At 59.7% G+C, this 19,102-nt stretch carries 17 protein-coding genes and 1 pseudogene; 9 read left to right on the top strand and 9 right to left on the bottom strand.

The features are described 5' to 3' along the window. Window positions 1-14 precede the first annotated feature (14 nt). The 3 genes from ACZ9IM_RS23615 to ACZ9IM_RS23605 all read right to left on the bottom strand — a co-directional run bounded on the left by ACZ9IM_RS23615 (window position 15) and on the right by ACZ9IM_RS23605 (window position 3,927). Complete coding sequence (locus tag ACZ9IM_RS23615; protein ID WP_476225070.1) at window positions 15-2,456, bottom strand: fimbria/pilus outer membrane usher protein; 2,442 nt, start codon at window positions 2,454-2,456, stop codon at window positions 15-17. Then, window positions 2,456-3,160 (bottom strand): fimbria/pilus chaperone family protein, encoded by a 705-nt coding sequence (locus tag ACZ9IM_RS23610; protein ID WP_427624059.1) that lies wholly within the window; start codon window positions 3,158-3,160, stop codon window positions 2,456-2,458. The genes ACZ9IM_RS23615 and ACZ9IM_RS23610 overlap by 1 nt, the downstream gene beginning before the upstream one ends. A gap of 116 nt (window positions 3,161-3,276) precedes the next feature. After that, window positions 3,277-3,927, bottom strand: coding sequence for a DUF1120 domain-containing protein (locus ACZ9IM_RS23605; protein ID WP_476225069.1), 651 nt, complete (start codon window positions 3,925-3,927; stop codon window positions 3,277-3,279). Window positions 3,928-4,205: 278 nt separating this feature from the next. Here ACZ9IM_RS23605 and ACZ9IM_RS23600 point away from each other — a divergent pair, with 278 nt between their 5' ends. Next, window positions 4,206-5,789 carry a phospholipase D family protein gene (locus ACZ9IM_RS23600; RefSeq protein WP_476225068.1) on the top strand — a complete coding sequence of 528 codons (1,584 nt, stop codon included), beginning with the start codon at window positions 4,206-4,208 and terminating at the stop codon, window positions 5,787-5,789. 185 nt (window positions 5,790-5,974) lie between these two features. On the opposite strand, the gene ACZ9IM_RS23595 is transcribed toward ACZ9IM_RS23600, so the two are convergent. Together ACZ9IM_RS23595 and ACZ9IM_RS23590 are read right to left on the bottom strand one after the other, a co-directional pair. Then, on the bottom strand, window positions 5,975-7,120 hold the full coding sequence (locus tag ACZ9IM_RS23595; RefSeq protein WP_427624056.1) for an MFS transporter: 1,146 nt from the start codon (window positions 7,118-7,120) through the stop codon (window positions 5,975-5,977). Window positions 7,121-7,303: 183 nt separating this feature from the next. Next, window positions 7,304-8,797 (bottom strand): aldehyde dehydrogenase, encoded by a 1,494-nt coding sequence (locus ACZ9IM_RS23590; protein WP_038980753.1) that lies wholly within the window; start codon window positions 8,795-8,797, stop codon window positions 7,304-7,306. A gap of 227 nt (window positions 8,798-9,024) precedes the next feature. On the opposite strand from ACZ9IM_RS23590, the gene ACZ9IM_RS23585 reads away from it, so the two are divergent. Beyond that, window positions 9,025-9,387, top strand: coding sequence for a cupin domain-containing protein (locus ACZ9IM_RS23585; protein ID WP_476225067.1), 363 nt, complete (start codon window positions 9,025-9,027; stop codon window positions 9,385-9,387). Between the two features lie 191 nt (window positions 9,388-9,578). Here ACZ9IM_RS23585 and rpmG read toward each other — a convergent pair whose 3' ends face one another. Continuing rightward, window positions 9,579-9,734, bottom strand: a complete 156-nt coding sequence (gene rpmG, locus ACZ9IM_RS23580; protein ID WP_007894709.1) for a 50S ribosomal protein L33 — start codon at window positions 9,732-9,734, stop codon at window positions 9,579-9,581. A gap of 11 nt (window positions 9,735-9,745) precedes the next feature. Continuing rightward, on the bottom strand, window positions 9,746-9,979 hold the full coding sequence (rpmB, locus tag ACZ9IM_RS23575) for a 50S ribosomal protein L28 (protein WP_007894701.1): 234 nt from the start codon (window positions 9,977-9,979) through the stop codon (window positions 9,746-9,748). 444 nt (window positions 9,980-10,423) lie between these two features. Between rpmB and ACZ9IM_RS23570 the strand changes: the two genes are divergently transcribed. Then, entirely contained in the window at window positions 10,424-12,010 is a 1,587-nt protein-coding gene (locus ACZ9IM_RS23570) for an ABC transporter substrate-binding protein (protein WP_427624054.1), read from the top strand. A gap of 174 nt (window positions 12,011-12,184) precedes the next feature. Here ACZ9IM_RS23570 and radC read toward each other — a convergent pair whose 3' ends face one another. Next, window positions 12,185-12,859 carry a RadC family protein gene (radC, locus tag ACZ9IM_RS23565; RefSeq protein ID WP_008073393.1) on the bottom strand — a complete coding sequence of 225 codons (675 nt, stop codon included), beginning with the start codon at window positions 12,857-12,859 and terminating at the stop codon, window positions 12,185-12,187. A gap of 135 nt (window positions 12,860-12,994) precedes the next feature. On the opposite strand from radC, the gene coaBC reads away from it, so the two are divergent. The 5 genes and pseudogenes from coaBC (at window position 12,995) to argB (ending at window position 17,269) form a co-directional block, all read left to right on the top strand. Beyond that, the gene (gene coaBC / locus ACZ9IM_RS23560; protein WP_007894693.1) at window positions 12,995-14,203 is read left to right on the top strand and encodes a bifunctional phosphopantothenoylcysteine decarboxylase/phosphopantothenate--cysteine ligase CoaBC; all 1,209 of its coding nucleotides are present in this window, start codon (window positions 12,995-12,997) and stop codon (window positions 14,201-14,203) included. Window positions 14,204-14,208: 5 nt separating this feature from the next. Continuing rightward, window positions 14,209-14,664 (top strand): dUTP diphosphatase, encoded by a 456-nt coding sequence (dut, locus tag ACZ9IM_RS23555; RefSeq protein ID WP_007894692.1) that lies wholly within the window; start codon window positions 14,209-14,211, stop codon window positions 14,662-14,664. A gap of 65 nt (window positions 14,665-14,729) precedes the next feature. After that, window positions 14,730-14,930, top strand: coding sequence for a hypothetical protein (locus ACZ9IM_RS23550; RefSeq protein WP_476225065.1), 201 nt, complete (start codon window positions 14,730-14,732; stop codon window positions 14,928-14,930). After that, a pseudogene (locus ACZ9IM_RS23545) lies at window positions 14,921-16,324 on the top strand (phosphomannomutase/phosphoglucomutase); the annotation flags it as partial. The gene ACZ9IM_RS23550 and the pseudogene ACZ9IM_RS23545, both read left to right, overlap by 10 nt. A gap of 39 nt (window positions 16,325-16,363) precedes the next feature. Further along, window positions 16,364-17,269: an acetylglutamate kinase gene (argB, locus tag ACZ9IM_RS23540; RefSeq protein WP_007894690.1), complete on the top strand. Its 906-nt coding sequence runs from the start codon at window positions 16,364-16,366 to the stop codon at window positions 17,267-17,269. A 202-nt stretch (window positions 17,270-17,471) separates the two neighbouring features. On the opposite strand, the gene pyrE is transcribed toward argB, so the two are convergent. Next, complete coding sequence (gene pyrE, locus ACZ9IM_RS23535; protein WP_007894680.1) at window positions 17,472-18,116, bottom strand: orotate phosphoribosyltransferase; 645 nt, start codon at window positions 18,114-18,116, stop codon at window positions 17,472-17,474. Between the two features lie 82 nt (window positions 18,117-18,198). Between pyrE and ACZ9IM_RS23530 the strand changes: the two genes are divergently transcribed. Continuing rightward, window positions 18,199-18,978, top strand: a complete 780-nt coding sequence (locus ACZ9IM_RS23530) for an exodeoxyribonuclease III (protein ID WP_007934608.1) — start codon at window positions 18,199-18,201, stop codon at window positions 18,976-18,978. Window positions 18,979-19,102: the final 124 nt, after the last annotated feature.

Below are 19,102 nucleotides of genomic sequence, written 5' to 3'. Positions count from 1 at the left end.
GAACGTCCTCTGGATCAACTATCACCCGCCCGACAGGTCACTTCGGCGGCCTGGTAAGGCGCGGTGGTTTCTGGGAGTTGGCGGGTGTCGAACTCAAGCAGGCAGCGACGATCGTCGGGCAACGTCAATTGCAGCCCAAGCCACTCGGGAGCATCGGCGATGTACACCAGACCGGTCTCAACCACACTGGTCAGGTACACACCCTCGCTGTCGTACACCGCCCCTCCCTTGGGTACCCACTGCCCGGCCTCGGTTCGCACATGCAGCATCAGCCGGCGGGCGCTGCTCAGCTTAAAGTCGAGTCGAGGTACCGCGCCGCGTCCGGTTTCGATTTCCTGAAAACCATTGAGCACTTCGACATTACGCGGCAGGCTGACGGTGTCTATTTCCAGACGACTGCTCTGGTACGCCGGCAGGCTGGCCGCTACCGCCCTGCCAGTGCCATCGGTCCAGACCGGTCCCTGAGGCGTGCTGATTTTTATCCCGGCATCGGAGCCAATCTTCAGCAGACCAAAAGTATCGCGCAGTGCATAAGGTGATGGCGTGAGTCCACTTTCGTGAACAGCCACACCGCCGCGCAACGCGAAATCATAGCTGCGGGTGCCGACACTGCTGTGCGAATAGCCGAGGTCGACACTGGTGTAACGAGGCAGCAGACTGATGCGCCCGCCGAGATTTGTCTGACCGGTATCGGCACGTTCGGCATTGATGCTGTAGCTCGAGGTCTCGCTGACTTGTTCGTTGTAACGTGCGCCGGTGCGCATCCCCTGCTGGCGATCCTGACGACCGTATACCCTCAGACTACGGTTTCGCCCGAGGGGAAAGCCAAGGGTGGCGTAAACACCGGTACCGCGATCATCGTCACCACTTTCGCGTTGCACATTCAGCGACAGGTTGGCAGCACCGAATTCCCGAGACCATGAAGCACTGATCCGCGATCGATCCGGGCTACCGGCCATGGCATAGCGGGTCATCGAACCACTGAACGCGCCCCAATGCCGATCTGAATAATTAACTGAAGCACCCCATTGACGTTCTGCCCGGCCATAAGGGTCATCGTTCAGAGATTCCGACCCGATGTCCGCCAAGGTTCGAAACCCGCTAGTGCGCTGAGCTGCGGTCAAGCTGGCGGACAAACCGGGGCCCAACGAGGTGCTGAAAGTCGCCTGCAGGCTTTGGCCCTGCCCCGCTGACGCTGTACGCGAACTCAAGTGCTGAATGCTCACCATCGAGTCGCGCGTCAAGGCTTGTTGCACCCCCCAGCCCAATGACTGATAGGCGCTGCTCCCCATCCAACCGGCGGTGAATAACGAGTCCGAGCCCCACTGCCAATCCTTGCTGGCGGCAAAAAACGAGGGTGTCTCACGTTCGTCATGGGTGAACCGCCGTACCTGGCCCGCCGCGATGGCGAAGCCCGGTGGGGTCAACCCACTCAGCGGACGCACATTGGCTGCCGGCACCCGGAAGTGGCGCTGTTCGCCGCTTTCTTCGATCACTGTGACTTCGAGGTCCAGTTGAAGGCTGAGTACAGGTAGATCACGCAAGGTGAATGGCCCAGCGGGAACCAGGGTGGTGTAAATCACGACACCGCTTTGGCGCACTTCTATCCGTGACGGTGAGTAAGCTATCCCTTCGACCGCCGTTCCGACGCCGAGGCCTTCCTGACTGCGCAAGGCGAACGCTGTTTCCGGCAGGACCTGGATGCCGGTAAAGGGCTCACCGGCAAACAGCGACGAACGCATATTGAGCTGGCCAAGTTGTACATTGGCCTGATAACGCTCCCAGGTTCGCGATGCCTGGGTGTACAACGTTTCGAACCGCGCCACCCCCTCGAACGCGGTGTAATTCTGGCGACTGCGCACGACCCAGTCTCCGGCATTGAATCCCAGTTCCGTTCCCAGGTTGCGATACTGCCTGGAGGCGTCCGCGCCTGAGCTGGAAACCACTAGCGCGTCATAGTTCAACACCCCCGCCACACCGCCTGAGACCCAGTTTCGCTGCAGCCGAGGCTGCGCGAGCAACAGATCAGTGGGAACCAAAAGCGCCACTTGTTGCTGGCCTGGAGAGAGTCGCACTTGCGCAGCGGCTATCCCTTCGGTTGCCCGTAAACACGCTTTGTCGTCAGCACTGTCGGGCAAACCTGGCGGCGCAGCAATACCGGCATAATCGAGCAGGTTCGCATCAAGGCATAACTGGCCTTCGTCATCGAAGGTGGCCAGCACCTGCCCGATGGGCGAGCCATTGACGTGCAAAAGGACTCGCGTACGGCCGGCCTGAAAACGGGGTAAATCGCGAAAATGCTCGGCGACTTTCGGGTCGATACCCCGGGCCTCAAGCACCGAGCGATCGAATTCGATCGGCGTTTCGCCCCAGGCTTTTCCGGTCACATCAATCACCAGAACCAGACTGCCGACCCAGCAACGTGAGCCGCCATACCAACGCTTGCGGCGACTCATTATCGGCTGCTCAACGGCGCATCATGGCTGTCGACCGCGAATCCATAAGTCGTCGCGGGAAAAATCCGCACATGGGTGCCCAACGTCGACACGGCGGTGAGCGTCAGTACTTCGCCGGGCAGAATGTAGGTGCGCCCGAGATCGAGCATCACGCCGCTGGGGATCAAGCTCACCGATTTGGCGAGCCGCACTACATAGGGGCCGGGATTGCTCACTTGCACCCGGTCGCCAACAACGCTCCAGAGCAGATGTTTCCAGGGCGCGCGGTCCACTGCCAAGTTGGCCGGGCGCAGGATCACCGGAATGTTCTGCCGCACGCCCAGGCTGAGCCGAGCACCGTCGGCGCCTTGACGAGGCTTTATCCCCTCGAACACCACCCGTTTCAGGCGTTCGGTTTCCAGAGGTTTGGTGCTGCGCAAGATGAACCTGACCTGCTGGCTCTGCCCCGGCTCAACCCGGGCCACGGGCGGAGTCAGCAGCAACAGCGGTTCGTCATCCTCTGCGATGTGTTCGATCGTGCTGTAGAGCAATGCCGGTTGTTCGTCGGAGTTTTTGACATTGAGGGTCGCTTCGCCCAATGCCTCATCGACTATTACGACAGGGGTTTGCGGCACCATGCCAGCCGCCATCGTCAGCGCACTGAAAAATGACAGGCACAGGCCTGCAATGGCGCCGAGCGCCTGCAAAGATTTAGGGGGACACATGAAATTCTCCAGAGGGCATCGACCAGCACGGCGAACGCAATGCCTGTCGATGCCCGATGACACGCCAGGAAACGGCCAATAGCGGTATGACCGTCAGCCCGTTATGCCGCGTCGGCTCAGAGGTAGAACACGTCGAACGTCACCGAACCGTCGAGGGGAAACTCGTCGGTGGTCGCGGGCAGTTCGGAGGTCGGGCGAATAGCCGCAGCCACTTTCATCGGAAAGACATGCAGACGCGCGGCGGCCGGGCCGGCTGCTGCACCAGCCCCCCAGGAATAGGAAACCGGGGCGTTGGACATCAGGCCGCTGACCGGAACTCGCCATACCGGATTGGCCGGAGAGCGCACCAGGAAAGTCTGCGGGTTGCCATCGGTCAGGGGCTGGCCGGTCAGTAGGCCGAAGCCGCCGATGCCGACGCCATTCGTGCTGCCGAGGCCATAGTAAAGGTGATCACCGGAGATGCCATTGAACTTGAGGCCCGACACTTTGGTACCGCCCCGATTGTCCGTGACTGCAATCTCCACCGCAGCGGGTGCATCGCATGCGATCTTCAACGTGATGTCTCGCGGCGGGAGATCGTTTTGTGTTGTCGCGCTCAACGTCGAGGAAAAGATCCGCCCCAGATCGACGTTACTGCCACCGGCGAAAGCAGGAATGCAGGAAGTCGGAATGACCGTACCGCTGACGTTCAGGTCGACACTTGCCGCTTGAACGGCTAATGGAGTGATGGCTGCTGTTAAAGCGGCCATCAAAAAAAGCTTCTTCATAAACACTTACCTGTGAATGGATGAAAGTACCAACGCGTCGAATGCAGCGGGAAATCACGCTTTCTTCCGACACGTCGAATACCCGGCGATCATTCCGTTTCTTGTAGGTTTTTTATGTAGGAGAAGTCGCCATATCAATGGGGCATCCGCGACAGAACCAGTGGCTCTTTTCGGTTATCACCGATGGATCCGATCAATCACGGTCATACCACCCTTCAAACGTGTGTGATCCCAATGCCGTGCCATACTTCCGTGACCCCGACGCGAGAAATCCTGCCTTGATACTCATTCCGGTCCGGCCCTTCGCTTTGTTGCTCGCCTTGTTGCTCGGCAGTTGCACCAGCCTTGATGTCGTCCGCGAATCGAGTCAGGCCCTACCGGCGGCGAAGTCGGCGTTCGGGCGGTCGATCCAGGCACAGGCTGCCCCCCATGAGGGCCAATCGGGTTTTCGCTTGCTCTCCGACAGCGCCGAGGCCTTCACCGCCCGCGCCGAGCTGATTCGCAACGCCCAAAGCAGCCTCGATCTGCAGTACTACATCGTCCATGACGGCATCAGCACACGAATACTGGTGAGCGAGTTGCTCAAGGCCGCCGACCGCGGCGTGCGGGTGCGGATTTTGCTCGACGACACCACCAGCGATGGCCTGGACCAGATCATCGCGACCCTCGCCGTCCATCCGAAGATTCAGATCCGCGTGTTCAACCCGCTGCACCTGGGCCGCAGCACCGTCGTTACGCGAACGATGGGCCGGTTCTTCAACCTGTCGCAGCAACACCGGCGCATGCACAACAAACTGTGGGTGGCGGACAACAGCGCGGCGATCGTTGGCGGGCGTAACTTGGGGGACGAGTATTTCGATGCCGAGCCCAACCTGAATTTCACCGACATCGACATGCTCAGTGTCGGCCCGGTTGCAGAGCAGTTGGGACACAGCTTCGACCAGTACTGGAACAGCGCCCTGAGCAAGCCGATCGAGCAGTTTCTCTCGACCAAGCCGACAGCCAGGGATCTGAGAAACACCCGGACCCGACTGGACGAATCCCTGGAGGAAACGCGCAAACAGAACCACGCGCTTTATCAGCAGTTAATGTCCTACACCACTCACCCGCGCCTGGATGTCTGGCGCCGGGAGCTGATCTGGGCCTGGAACCAGGCATTGTGGGACGCACCGAGCAAGGTGCTGTCCGACGGCGAACCTGACCCACACTTGCTGCTGACTACTCAGTTGGCGCCCGAGCTCAATGGGGTCAGCAAAGAGCTGATCATGGTCTCGGCCTACCTCGTACCCGGCCAACCGGGGCTGGTTTACCTGACCGGTCGCGCCGATGCCGGCGTATCGGTCAGTGTGCTGACCAACTCACTGGAAGCCACCGACGTACCGGCCACGCATGGTGGTTACGCGCCTTATCGCAAAGCCTTGCTGGAGCATGGGGTGCAGCTGTTCGAATTACGCCGTCAGCCCGGCGACAATGGAGACAACGGCGATAGCGGATCGAACCTGTTTCACGGCGGCAGCAGCTCCTACCGTAGTTCCGGCTCCAGCCTGCACAGCAAGGCGATGATTTTCGACCGACAGAAAGCCTTTATCGGCTCGTTCAATTTCGACCCGCGCTCGGTACTGTGGAACACCGAAGTCGGGGTACTGGTGGACAACCCGCAGCTCGCCGGGCGGGTGCGCGAACTGGCACTGGAGGGTATGGCGCCTGCCCTCAGCTATCAGGCCCGGCTGGAAAAGGGGCAGATTGTCTGGGTCACCGAAGATGACGACAAGCAGCGCACATTGACCAAAGAACCGGGAGGCTGGTGGCGACACTTCAATTCATGGCTCAGCAGCATGGTCGGCCTGGAGCGGATGTTGTAGTCAGGATGCTGGTGATGAATTGTGGCGAGGGAGCTTGCTCCCGTTCGGCTGCGCAGCAGTCGCAAACCGGCATCCGTGTTCTACCTGAATAAGCGGTGGCGCATGATTCAGGGCCGCTGCGCGACCCAACGGGAGCAAGCTCCCTCGCCACAGACAAGCCCCTTGTCACAGGTTTTGTGCGGCGCTCAGGCCGGTTCGGCAACTGTCCCAAACGCCCCTTGCCGCGATACCAGAATCACCAGCCCCAACGCGCCCGCCGCCATCAGCAACGGCAAGGCATGCCCGCTGATCCACTGGCTCCCGGCACCGGCCGCCAAGGGGCCGATCAGGCAACCAATTCCCCATAACTGTGCGATATGGGCATTGGCGCGCACCAAGGCATCGTCGCGATAGCGCTCGCCAATCAAGATCAGCGACAAGGTGAACAAACCGCCGGCACTGGCGCCAAACAATACCCACAGCGGCCAGATCAACAGCGTGTCGATCAGCAATGGAATCACCAGACTCGACAGCAACAAGAGCATCGCACAGCTGGTGAACAACGTACGCCGTGACAAGCGATCGGCCAGCGCGCCAATCGGCAATTGCAGCAAGGCATCACCCACCACCACGGTACTGACCATCGCCAAGGCGATTTCCGTGGTGAAGCCCTGACGCAGGCAATAGACCGGCAGCAAGGTCAGGATCATCGCTTCGAACGCCGCGAACAGCGACACCGCCCAGGCAATCGCCGGCAAGCCGCGGCAGAAGGTCAACAAGTCACCGAGGGTTACGCTGCAAGCTTCGCTGGTGGGTGCGCCGCCGCGGCCCAACAGCAAGAACGGTGACGTCATCAGCAAACCGACACCAACCCAGAAACCATAATCATGCTCGGTGCCCAACGCCCCCAACAATAACGGCCCGGCCAGCTGACTCAACGCGTAACTGCTGCCGTACAGCGCCACCAGCCGACCGCGCCATTGCTCAACCACCAGTTGATTGATCCAGCTTTCACCGAGGATAAAGACGAGGGTCAGGATCACCCCGATCATCAACCGCAACACCAACCAGACCGGGTAGCTCGGCCACACTGCCAGCAAACCGATGGATACTGCCCCGGCCCACAGGCACAGGCGCATCAGATTGGCCGTGCCAAGACGGGCCGCGAGGTGGCTGGAGACTTTCGCCCCCAGCAGTACGCCAATGGCCGGCATCGCCGCCATCACGCCGATCGCGAACGAGCCATAACCCCAGCCTTCCAGACGCAGCGATACCAACGGCATGCTGACACCCAGGGCCAGGCCGACACTCAAGACAGACGCCAAAACGGCGAAATACGTCGCCCAACGCATGTTCCACACTCCTGTGGATATTTTATGTACAGCACAAAACACTGTGGGAGCAGGCTTGCTCGCGAAGAGGCCATCACATCCAACATTGATGTTGGCTGTTACACCGCCTTCGCGAGCAAGCCCGCTCCCACAGGGGATCTGCGTCGTTCAGGAGCCCGATTTACTACGGGCTCCCTCTCTGGCTTACAATTTGATCCAGGTCGCCTTCAGCTCGGTGTACTTGTCGAACGCGTGCAGTGACTTGTCGCGACCGTTGCCGGACTGTTTGAAGCCACCGAACGGCGCGGTCATGTCGCCGCCGTCGTACTGATTGACCCACACGCTACCGGCACGCAAAGCCTTGGCGGTCAGGTGAGCCTTGGAGATGTCGGCGGTCCAGACTGCAGCGGCCAGACCGTAAGGCGTGTCGTTGGCGATCTGGATGGCTTCTTCAGCGCTGTCGAAGGTGATGACCGACAACACCGGACCAAAGATTTCTTCCTGAGCAATTTTCATCGCGTTGCTCACGCCATCGAAAATCGTCGGCTCAACGTAAGTGCCCCCGGTTTCCTGAAGAATGCGCTTGCCGCCCGCCACCAGTTTGGCGCCATCGGTGTGACCGGACTCGATGTAGGACAACACAGTGTTCATCTGCTGGGTGTCCACCAGCGCACCGACATTGGTTGCCGGGTCCAGCGGGTTGCCCGGCTTCCAGGTTTTCAGGGCCTCGATCACCAGCGGCAGGAATTTGTCCTTGATCGAACGCTCGACCAGCAGGCGCGAACCGGCGGTGCAGACTTCGCCCTGGTTGAAGGCGATGGCACCGGCAGCGGCTTCGGCGGCGGCTTGCAGGTCCGGCGCATCGGCGAACACGATGTTCGGGCTCTTGCCGCCAGCTTCCAGCCAGACGCGCTTCATGTTCGATTCGCCGGAGTAGATCAGCAGTTGCTTGGCGATCTTGGTCGAACCGGTAAACACCAGGGTGTCGACGTCGTTGTGCAGGGCCAGGGCCTTGCCGACGGTGTGACCGTAGCCCGGCAGCACGTTCAGCACGCCTTTCGGGATACCGGCTTCAACCGCCAGCGCCGCAATGCGGATCGCTGTCAGCGGCGATTTTTCGGAAGGCTTGAGGATCACCGAGTTACCGGTGGACAGCGCCGGGCCGAGCTTCCAGCAGGCCATCATCAACGGGAAGTTCCACGGCACGATTGCGCCGACCACGCCGACCGGCTCGCGAGTCACCAGACCCAGCTGATCGTGCGGGGTGGCAGCGACTTCGTCGTAGATCTTGTCGATGGCTTCACCGCTCCAGCTCAGGGCTTGCGCCGCGCCGGGAACGTCGATGTACAGGGAATCGCTGATTGGCTTGCCCATGTCCAGGGTTTCGAGCAGGGCCAGCTCTTCGGCGTGCTGTTTGAGCAGGCCGGCAAAACGAATCATGGTGGCTTTGCGTTTGGTCGGCGCCAGGCGCGACCAGGCGCCGGAATTGAAAGTGGCGCGGGCGTTGTCCACGGCACGCTGGGCGTCGGCGGCGTCACAGCTGGCAATCTTGCCCAGCAGACGGCCATCGACCGGGCTGATGCACTCGAAGGTCTCGCCGGAGACGGCATCGGTGTATTCGCCATTGATGTAGGCGCGGCCTTCGATCTTCAGATCGCGAGCCCGCTGTTCCCAGTCGGCACGAGTCAGGGTGGTCATTCGAGTGTCCTCCTCTTATTGAATACGAGTGCCCCGCGTTCTATGCGGGCGCTGTCAGGAATTCTGCCCGGCCAGCCTGCTTTTCGGCTCAAGGCAACCATTACCCTAAACCAGCGGCCGGTGAAGTTTCAATATATTTGACACAAGGCTGGAAAACGGCCTTGCGATGTTCATTTTAATAAACATAGACTTTCAATTTTCCAGCGCAATCACGGGGGAATACCAGCATGAGCATTCAGGATATCGTCGATTTCAGCCAGGCCAACACCCAGCCCGATCGTTATCGGCCCGACCCTGCAAAAGTCCTCAAGGGCGACCCCGATCAAGCGGTGTACAACCACTACAACAGCCCGTGCGGCCAGATGAGTGCAGGTGTCTGGGAGGGCGAAGTCGGCCAGTGGCGGGTGAACTACACCGAGCACGAATACTGCGAAATCCTTCAGGGAGTTTCAGTGCTGCGTGACAACGATGGCAACGCCAAGACCTTGCGTGTAGGTGATCGCTTCGTGATCCCGGCAGGGTTTCGCGGTACTTGGGAAGTGCTGGAGCCTTGCCGCAAGATTTATGTGGTGTTTGAACAGAAGGTTTAAGGAGTTGTGCTGCCCCGGCCGCCCCCTTCGCGAGCAAGCCCGCTCCCACATTGGATCTGCGTCGTTCACAAATCCAATGTGGGAGCGGGCTTGCTCGCGAAGGGGCCGGCCCAGGCAATACAAAATAGACAGGCACAAAAAAGGCCCGTATCTCGCGATACGGGCCTTTTTCGTAAGTCGGGAAAAATCAATTACTTGATTTTGCCTTCCTTGTAGATCACGTGCTTACGAACAACCGGATCAAATTTCTTGATCTCGATTTTGTCCGGAGTAGTGCGCTTGTTCTTGTCGGTAGTGTAGAAGTGACCAGTACCGGCGCTCGAAATCAAACGAATCAATTCACGCATGATTAGCTCCCTTAGATCTTGCCGGCTTTGCGGATTTCGGCCAGCACGACAGTGATGCCACGCTTGTCGATGATACGCATGCCTTTGGCAGATACGCGCAGACGCACGAAACGTTTCTCTTCTTCAACCCAGAAGCGGTGATGCTGCAGGTTCGGCAGGAAACGACGACGGGTTTTGTTGTTTGCGTGGGAAATGTTATTCCCAGTCACCGGACCCTTACCGGTAACTTGACATACTCTCGACATGCCTCAGCCCTCTAAAACCACATGCCCAACCCGGCATGGGTTGGCCGCTTAATCTCTCAGTCATTTGGCGCCAGGCGCCGCGTTTCTTTAGAGGTCTTACCGGCTACACCTACAGTGAAGGAACCGGGCCCCTAGAAAAGAGCGCTGCTTTATACCAGAAAGACTGGAGAGCAACAACATTCCGTGTGCGCGGACTTAATAAATTCCCCATTTTTCGGCCACCGGGCGCCTTGGATAAAGGCTGTCGCCGATTAAGACCGCTCGTCGCAGAGAATCGGCCAACCGACCGATTCCGGGTTTTCCTCGGTCCGCATCACCGAAACAAGCGCACATAGTCCCCTTAAAATGAAAAAGGGGATAGTCATTTGCAAAAGAGCCCACTAGGGTAAGACTTTTCCAGACTGCACTTGCAGATGGGCCTTCGATCTGTAAAGGAATCCGACCATGCGCCTCGCTGCCCTACCGCTGCTGCTCGCCCCGCTTCTACTGAGCCCCTTGGCCCATGCCGCCGCCTTGAGCGTCTGCACTGAAGCCAGCCCGGAGGGGTTCGATGTGGTGCAATACAACTCGCTGACCACCACCAACGCCTCGGCCGATGTGCTGATGGACCGCCTCGTGGACTTCGACACGGCCAGTGGCAAAGTGGTTGCCAGCCTGGCGGACAGCTGGGAAGTCACGCCCGATGGCCTGACCTACGTCTTCAAGTTGCACCCGCAGGTGAAATTTCACCGCACCGATTACTTCAGCCCGACGCGTGACCTGACCGCCGAAGACGTGAAGTTCAGCTTCGACCGCATGCTCGACCCTGCGAACCCGTGGCACAAAGTCGCCCAGAGCGGTTTCCCGCACGCCCAGTCGATGCAGTTACCGGCGCTGATCAAGAAGATCGACGCATTGGACCCGCTTACCATCCGCTTCACCCTCGACCACCCGGACTCGACTTTCCTGCCCACTCTGAGCATGGGTTTCGCCTCGATCTATTCGGCCGAATACGCCGACCAACTCATGAAGGCCGGCACTCCGGAAAAGCTCAACAGCCAGCCGATCGGCAGCGGCCCGTTCATCTTCACGCGTTTCCAGAAAGACGCCTCGATTCGCTACAAGGCCAACCCGGATTACTTCCGTGGCAAGCCGTCGGTGGACCCGCTGATCTTCGCCATCACTCCGGATGCCAACGTGCGGTTGCAGAAATTGCGCCGCAACGAGTGCCAGATCGCCCTGTCACCCAAGCCTCTGGACGTACGGGCCGCGCTGAAAGAGCCAACCCTGAAAGTCGAAAAGACTGACGCCTTCATGACCGCCTTCGTTGGCATCAACAGCCAGCATCCGCCGCTGGATAAACCTGAAGTACGCCAGGCGATCAATCTCGCGTTCGACAAGGCCAACTATGTCAAAGCCGTGTTCGAAGACACCGCCGAACCCGCCAACGGCCCATATCCGCCCAACACCTGGAGCTACGCCAAAGGCTTGCCGGGCTACTCGCATGACGTCGAAAAGGCCCGTGCGCTGATGGCCAAGGCCGGGCTCAAGAATGGTTTCCAGACCACCATCTGGACCCGCCCTTCCGGCAGCCTGCTGAACCCCAATCCGAGCCTCGGGGCGCAATTGCTGCAGTCCGATCTGGCGGAAATCGGCATCCAGGCCGAGATTCGTGTGATCGAATGGGGCGAACTGATTCGCCGCGCCAAGGCCGGCGAGCACGATCTACTGTTCATGGGCTGGGCTGGCGACAACGGCGACCCGGATAACTTCCTCACGCCGCAGTTTTCCTGCGCGGGGGTCAAATCCGGCACCAACTTCGCCCGCTACTGCAACCAGGACCTGGACAAGCTGATCAGCGCCGGCAAGACCACCGGCGAGCAAGGTGTGCGCACCAAGCTTTACGAACAGGCCCAGGCGCAGATCCAGCAACAGGCGTTGTGGCTGCCACTGGTGCACCCGACAGCCTTCGCGCTGACACGTAAGGATGTGCTGGGCTATCAGGTCAGTCCGTTTGGCCGGCAGGACTATTCGAAGGTCAACCTCAAGTAATTAGCGTCACCACAAAACCTGTGGGAGCGGGCTTGTGGCGAGGGGGCTTGCCCCCGTTGGGCTGCGAAGCAGCCCCAAAATCTCTGATGCACCAAAGATTTTGTGAGTGCTTCGCACTCAAACGGGGGCAAGCCCCCTCACCACAGACCCACTCCCACAGGGGTTCTTGGTCCTCTACATCCACCCATACTCGGCCATGGACAGCGGATCGCCATCACCGACGATGAAATGATCGAGTACCCGCACATCGATCAGGTCCAGCGCCTCTTGCAGACGCTTGGTCAGCATTCGGTCGGCCTGACTGGGGTCGGAGTTACCCGACGGATGGTTGTGGCACAGGATCAGCGCTGCGGCGTTATGGGCCAGAGCGCGTTTGACCACCTGCCGTGGATAGACGCTGGTGTTGTCGATGGAGCCGCGAAACAGCGCTTCGAACGCCAATACCCGGTGTTTGGAGTCCAGGAACAGGCAGCCAAACACCTCGTGGGGCTCATGGCGGAGCATCGACTTCAGATAATCACGCACAGCCTGCGGATTTTCCAACGCCGACTTGTAGCGCGAGCGTTCAGCCAAATGCCGTCTGCCCATTTCCTGAACTGCCTGCAACTGAGCGAATTTCGCGGGTCCGAGCCCTAATTGTTTGCTGAATGTTTTTTGATCAGCCTCCAGTAGCGAACGCAGACCGCCAAACTGAGTCAACAAATGTCGCGCCAGATCTACCGCACTTTTGCCGGATACGCCGGTACGCAAAAAAATCGCCAGCAGTTCGGCGTCCGAAAGACTCCCCGAGCCTAACTCCAGTAACCTCTCCCGCGGCCGCTCGGCCGCCGGCCAATCTCGAATGCTCATAACACCTCCATGTCTGTGGGCGCCGCTGTTCCGTAGCGGTCGCTGTGATATCGTAGCCCATCTTTTTTGCGGGCGATTTCACTCCTGGGGAGGGGGTATCGCCATGCAGTCATCAACGAAATGAAAGGCAGACCTATGCAGCGGCTGTATCGGAAACGCATCGTTCTGGGCGTCGGCGGCGGTATTGCTGCCTACAAGAGCGCCGAGCTGGTTCGCCGCCTGATCGATCAGGGCGCCGAAGTGCGCGTGGTCATGACCCGTGGCGGCAGCGAATTCATTACCCCGCTGACCATGCAGGCTTTGTCCGGGCATCCGGTCCATCTCGATTTGCTGGACCCGGCGGCCGAAGCCGCGATGGGCCACATCGAGCTGGCCAAATGGGCCGACCTGGTGCTGATCGCCCCCGCCACCGCGGACCTGATCGCCCGCCTGGCCCAAGGCATCGCCGACGACCTGCTGACCACGCTGGTGCTGGCCACCGACGCGGTGGTCGCGGTTGCCCCGGCGATGAACCAGGCCATGTGGCGCGACCCGGCGACCCAGGCCAACCTGCAAACCCTCGAAAGCCGTGACCTCAAGGTCTTCGGCCCGGCCTCCGGCAGCCAGGCTTGCGGCGACGTCGGCATGGGCCGCATGCTCGAAGCCACCGACCTCGCCCAGTGCGCGGCAGACTGCTTCCAGCGCCAGGCGCTGACCGGTAAACACGTGCTGATCACCGCCGGCCCGACCCAGGAAAACATCGACCCGGTGCGCTACATCACCAACCACAGCTCCGGGAAAATGGGCTTTGCCCTGGCCGAAGCCGCGGTAGAAGCCGGCGCCCGCGTAACCCTGATCACAGGCCCCGTGCACCTGCCGACCCCGGATCGCGTCACGCGTATCGACGTGGTCAGTGCCCGCGACATGCTCGCCGCCTGCGAAGCGGCGATCCCTTGCGACCTGTTCATCGCCTCTGCTGCGGTCGCGGACTACCGTCCGGAAGTCGTCGCCCCACAGAAGCTCAAGAAAGACCCTACGAACGGCGACGGCTTGTTGCTACAGATGGTGCGCAACCCAGACATCCTGGCCACCATCGCCACCCGTCCCGACCGTCCGTTCAGTGTCGGTTTCGCTGCCGAAACCGAACACTTGCTCGATTACGCTGCACGCAAGTTGAAAGACAAGAACCTCGATCTGATCGTCGCCAATGACGTCGCGAACCCGAGTATTGGCTTCAACAGCGAAGAAAACGCCTGCAGCGTGATCGACCGTGAGCTGCACGCCACACTCTTCGCCCAGACCAGCAAGAGCAAAATCGCTCGCCAGCTGATCACTTTTATCGCCGAACGTCTGAACCAGGTTTAATTTACATGCACGCTTTGCAAGCCAAGATCCTCGACCCCCGCATCGGTACCGAATTTCCGCTGCCGCAGTACGCCACGCCAGGCTCCGCCGGCCTCGACCTGCGCGCCATGCTGGAAAAAGACACCGTCATCAAGCCGGGCGAAACCCTGCTGATTCCGACGGGCCTGTCTGTCTACATTGGCGATCCAGGTTTGGCCGCGCTGATCCTGCCGCGCTCAGGCCTTGGCCATAAACACGGCATCGTGCTGGGCAATCTGGTCGGCTTGATCGACTCCGATTACCAGGGCCCGCTGATGGTGTCGTGCTGGAACCGTGGCCAGACCGATTTCAACATGGTAGTAGGCGAACGCCTGGCCCAATTGGTGCTGGTACCGGTAGTTCAAGCGCATTTTGAAATGGTCGAAGAGTTCGTCGAAACCCAACGTGGTACCGGCGGTTTCGGACACTCGGGCAGCCACTGACCATCGGCATTCAGGCCGGGAATGCTGCCCGGCCTGGCCTGCCCTCTGCATTTTAAGGATGAAAATTGCAAAGACGTCATCTGGAAGGTTTACCACTGAAAATCAAGGCATTGGCCGGCAAATTACCCGCCGATGCTGATGGCATGGCCTTTACACACCACGAACTCTCCGCCGAAAACGCCGTCATACCCTTCAGTTTGAGCCAGCCCACGAGTTTTTCGCAGGCTTGTCCAGCCACTTTAGAGATGGAGCATTTCCAGAAATGAGCACCCCAGCCCAAGTCGCACCCAAGTTCCCCGACAGCATCTTCCGCGCCTACGACATTCGCGGCACCGTCCCGGAATTCTTGAACGCTGAAACAGCTTATTGGCTTGGTCGCGCCATCGGCTCCCAGAGCCTGGCCCAGAACGAACCCAACGTATCCGTCGGCCGTGACGGTCGCCTGTCCGGTCCGGAACTGGTCGAACAACTGATCAAAGGCCTCGCCGACAGCGGTTGCCACGTCAGCGACGTCGGCCTGGTGCCAACGCCTGCGCTGTACTACGCCGCCAACGTACTGGCCGGCAAATCCGGCGTGATGCTCACCGGCAGCCACAACCCGTCGAATTACAACGGCTTCAAGATCGTCATCGCTGGCGACACCTTGGCCAACGAACAGATCCAGGCCCTGCACGAACGCCTCAAGACCAACAACCTGAGCAGCGGCAAGGGCAGCATCACCAAGGTCGAAATCCTCGACCGCTACAACACTGAAATCGTCCAGGACATCAAACTGGCCCGCCGCCTGAAAGTGGTGGTCGATTGCGGCAACGGCGCGGCCGGCGTAATCGCCCCGCAGCTGATCGAAGCCCTGAACTGCGAAGTCATCCCGCTGTTCTGCGAAGTCGATGGCAACTTCCCGAACCACCACCCGGACCCGGGCAAGCCTGAAAACCTCGTGGACCTGATCGCCAAGGTCAAGGAAACCAACGCCGACCTGGGCCTGGCCTTCGACGGCGACGGCGACCGCGTTGGCGTAGTGACCAACACCGGCAGCATCGTTTTCCCTGATCGCCTGTTGATGCTGTTCGCCCGCGACGTCGTGGCGCGTAACCCGAACGCGGAAATCATCTTTGACGTCAAATGCACCCGTCGCCTGATTCCGCTGATCAAGGAATATGGTGGTCGACCGCTGATGTGGAAGACTGGTCATTCGTTGATCAAAAAGAAAATGAAACAATCCGGCGCCCTGTTGGCGGGCGAAATGAGCGGGCATATCTTTTTCAAGGAACGCTGGTTCGGTTTCGATGATGGCATTTACGCCGCCGCACGACTGCTGGAGATCCTCAGCAAGGAAAAATCCACCGCGGAAGAGTTGTTTGCGACCTTCCCGAACGATATTTCTACGCCAGAGATCAATATCCATGTGACCGAAGAGAGCAAATTCAGCATCATTGATGCATTGCACGATGCGCAATGGGGCGAAGGCGCTGACCTGACCACCATTGACGGCGTGCGAGTCGACTATGCCAAAGGCTGGGGCCTGGTTCGCGCCTCCAACACCACACCGGTGCTGGTGCTGCGTTTCGAGGCCGATGACGAGGCTGAATTGCAGCGCATCAAGGATGTGTTCCACGTCCAGCTGAAACGCGTTGCACCTGATCTCCTTTTACCGTTTTGATCTATCGAAGCGCCTTTTATTGAAGTGCCGGAGCCCTGAATGACCCTCGAACGCGAAGCCGCCGCCAACACCGCCAAGGTCCTGTCCGAAGCGCTGCCTTACATTCGCCGCTATGTCGGCAAGACGCTGGTGATCAAATACGGCGGCAACGCGATGGAAAGCGAGGAGCTGAAAACCGGCTTCGCCCGCGACATCGTGCTGATGAAAGCCGTCGGCATCAATCCGGTGGTGGTTCATGGTGGCGGCCCGCAAATCGGCGACCTGCTCAAGCGTCTGTCGATCGAGAGCCACTTCATCGATGGCATGCGCGTGACTGACGCGCAGACCATGGACGTGGTGGAAATGGTCCTCGGCGGCCAGGTCAACAAGGACATCGTCAACCTGATCAACCGTCATGGCGGCAGCGCCATCGGCCTGACCGGTAAAGACGCCGAGCTGATTCGCGCGAAAAAGCTCACCGTCACCCGTCAGACGCCGGAAATGACCCAGCCGGAAATCATCGACATCGGCCACGTCGGCGAAGTGGTCGGGATCAACACCGACCTGTTGAACCTGCTGGTCAAAGGCGACTTCATCCCGGTGATCGCGCCAATCGGTGTCGGCGCCAACGGCGAGTCGTACAACATCAACGCTGATCTGGTGGCCGGTAAAGTGGCCGAAGCGCTGAAGGCTGAAAAGCTGATGCTGCTGACCAACATTGCCGGCCTGATGGACAAGTCGGGCACGGTTCTGACCGGCCTGACGACTCAACAGGTCGACGACCTGATCGCCGACGGCACTATCTATGGCGGCATGCTGCCGAAGATTCGTTGCGCGCTGGAAGCGGTACAAGGCGGTGTGGGCAGCTCGTTGATCATCGATGGCCGGGTGCCAAACGCGATTCTGCTGGAAATTTTTACCGACACGGGTGTGGGTACGCTGATCAGTAATCGCAAGCGTCACTAAGCCACACAAACCAAAAGACCCCGCTCAGCCTGGCTGAGCGGGGTCTTTTTTTGCCTGCAATCCCTGTGACAATCCACCTTTTGTGGCGAGGAAGCTTGCTCCCGCTTGAGTGCGCAGCACTCACAAAATCCTTGGGTCTGCTACGCAGCCCAGCGGGAGCAAGCTCCCTCGCCACACAAGCCCGCACCCACAGGGGATGCGGTTAGACGCCGAATTGTGCGCGGTAGGCTTCAACCGCCGGCAGGTGTTGCTTGAGCTGCGGGTCATCCGCCAGGAACTCGAGCACCTGATTCAGCGAAACAATGCTGATCACCGGGATGCCGAAGTCACGCTCCACTTCCTGGATGGCCGACAATTCGCCGTTGCCACGCTCCTGACGGTTCAGGGCGATCAACACGCCCGCGGCTTTGGCGCCGTCCTGGGAAGCGATGATCTGCATCACTTCACGGATGGCGGTGCCTGCGGTGATCACGTCGTCGATGATCAGCACGTCGCCGGTCAATGGTGCGCCGACCAGGCTACCGCCTTCGCCGTGGGCCTTGGCTTCCTTGCGGTTGAAGCACCATGGCAGATCACGGCCATGATGTTCGGCCAGCGCCACGGCGGTGGTCGCCGCCAATGGAATGCCTTTGTAGGCCGGGCCAAACAGCACGTCGAACGAAATACCGCTCTCGACGATGGCTGCCGCATAGAAACGACCCAGCTGCGCCAGGGCAGAACCCGAGTTGAACAGGCCGGCATTGAAGAAGTAAGGACTGGTGCGCCCGGACTTCAGGGTGAACTCACCGAAGCGCAAAACGCCACGATCAATGGCAAAACGAATGAAGTCGCGCTGATACGCTTGCATGAAAAAAACCCCAAATACCACGGATTTAGCTAATTAGGTAGACGCCGTGTATCATACCCGCACGCGATTTTTGGGGCCACTTATGCGGATCATCAGTGTGAACGTCAATGGGATTCAGGCTGCAGTCGAGCGTGGTTTGCTCAGTTGGCTGCAAGCACAGAATGCCGACGTCATCTGCCTGCAGGACACCCGCGCCTCCGCCTTTGAACTGGACGATCCAGCCTTCCAACTGGATGGCTACTTCCTTTATGCCTGCGAAGCTGAAGTTCCCGCCCAAGGTGGCGTGGCTTTGTACTCGCGGTTGCAACCGAAGGCAGTCATCAGCGGTCTCGGCTTCGAGACAGCCGACCGCTACGGGCGTTACCTGCAAGCCGATTTCGACAAGGTCAGCATCGCGACCTTGCTGCTCCCTTCGGGGCAGAACGGCGATGAAGATTTGAACCAGAAGTTCAAGCTAATGGACGACTTCGCCCGTTATCTGGACAAACAGCGGCGCAAACGTCGCGAGTACATTTATTGTGGCTCGCTGTACGTGGCGCAACAGAAGCTGGATATCAAGAACTGGCGCGACAGCCAGCAATCCCCGGGCTTCCTGGCACCTGAGCGCGCCTGGATGGACGAGATTGTCGGCAACATGGGTTATGTCGATGCCCTGCGCGAAGTCAGCCGTGAAGGCGACCAGTACAGCTGGTGGCCGGACAACGAACAGGCCGAGATGCTCAACCTGGGCTGGCGTTTCGATTACCAGTTGCTGACCCCTGGCCTGCGCCGCTTCGTACGCAGCGCACGCCTGCCACGTCAGCCACGGTTCTCTCAGCACGCACCGCTGATCGTGGACTACGACTGGACGCTGACAATCTAAGCGTCTTTTCGCAGACGCAAAAAAGCCGACATCGCTGTCGGCTTTTTTGTGGGCAATGATTCGCTTTCTGTGGGAGCGGGCTTGCCCGCGATGAGGCCGTCACAGTCAACAGATGTGTTGTCTG

This window comes from Pseudomonas sp. TE12508 (genome assembly GCF_056279485.1).
The sequence above is the reverse complement of the archived record's forward strand: the minus strand, read 5'-3'. Positions and strand labels throughout refer to the sequence as shown.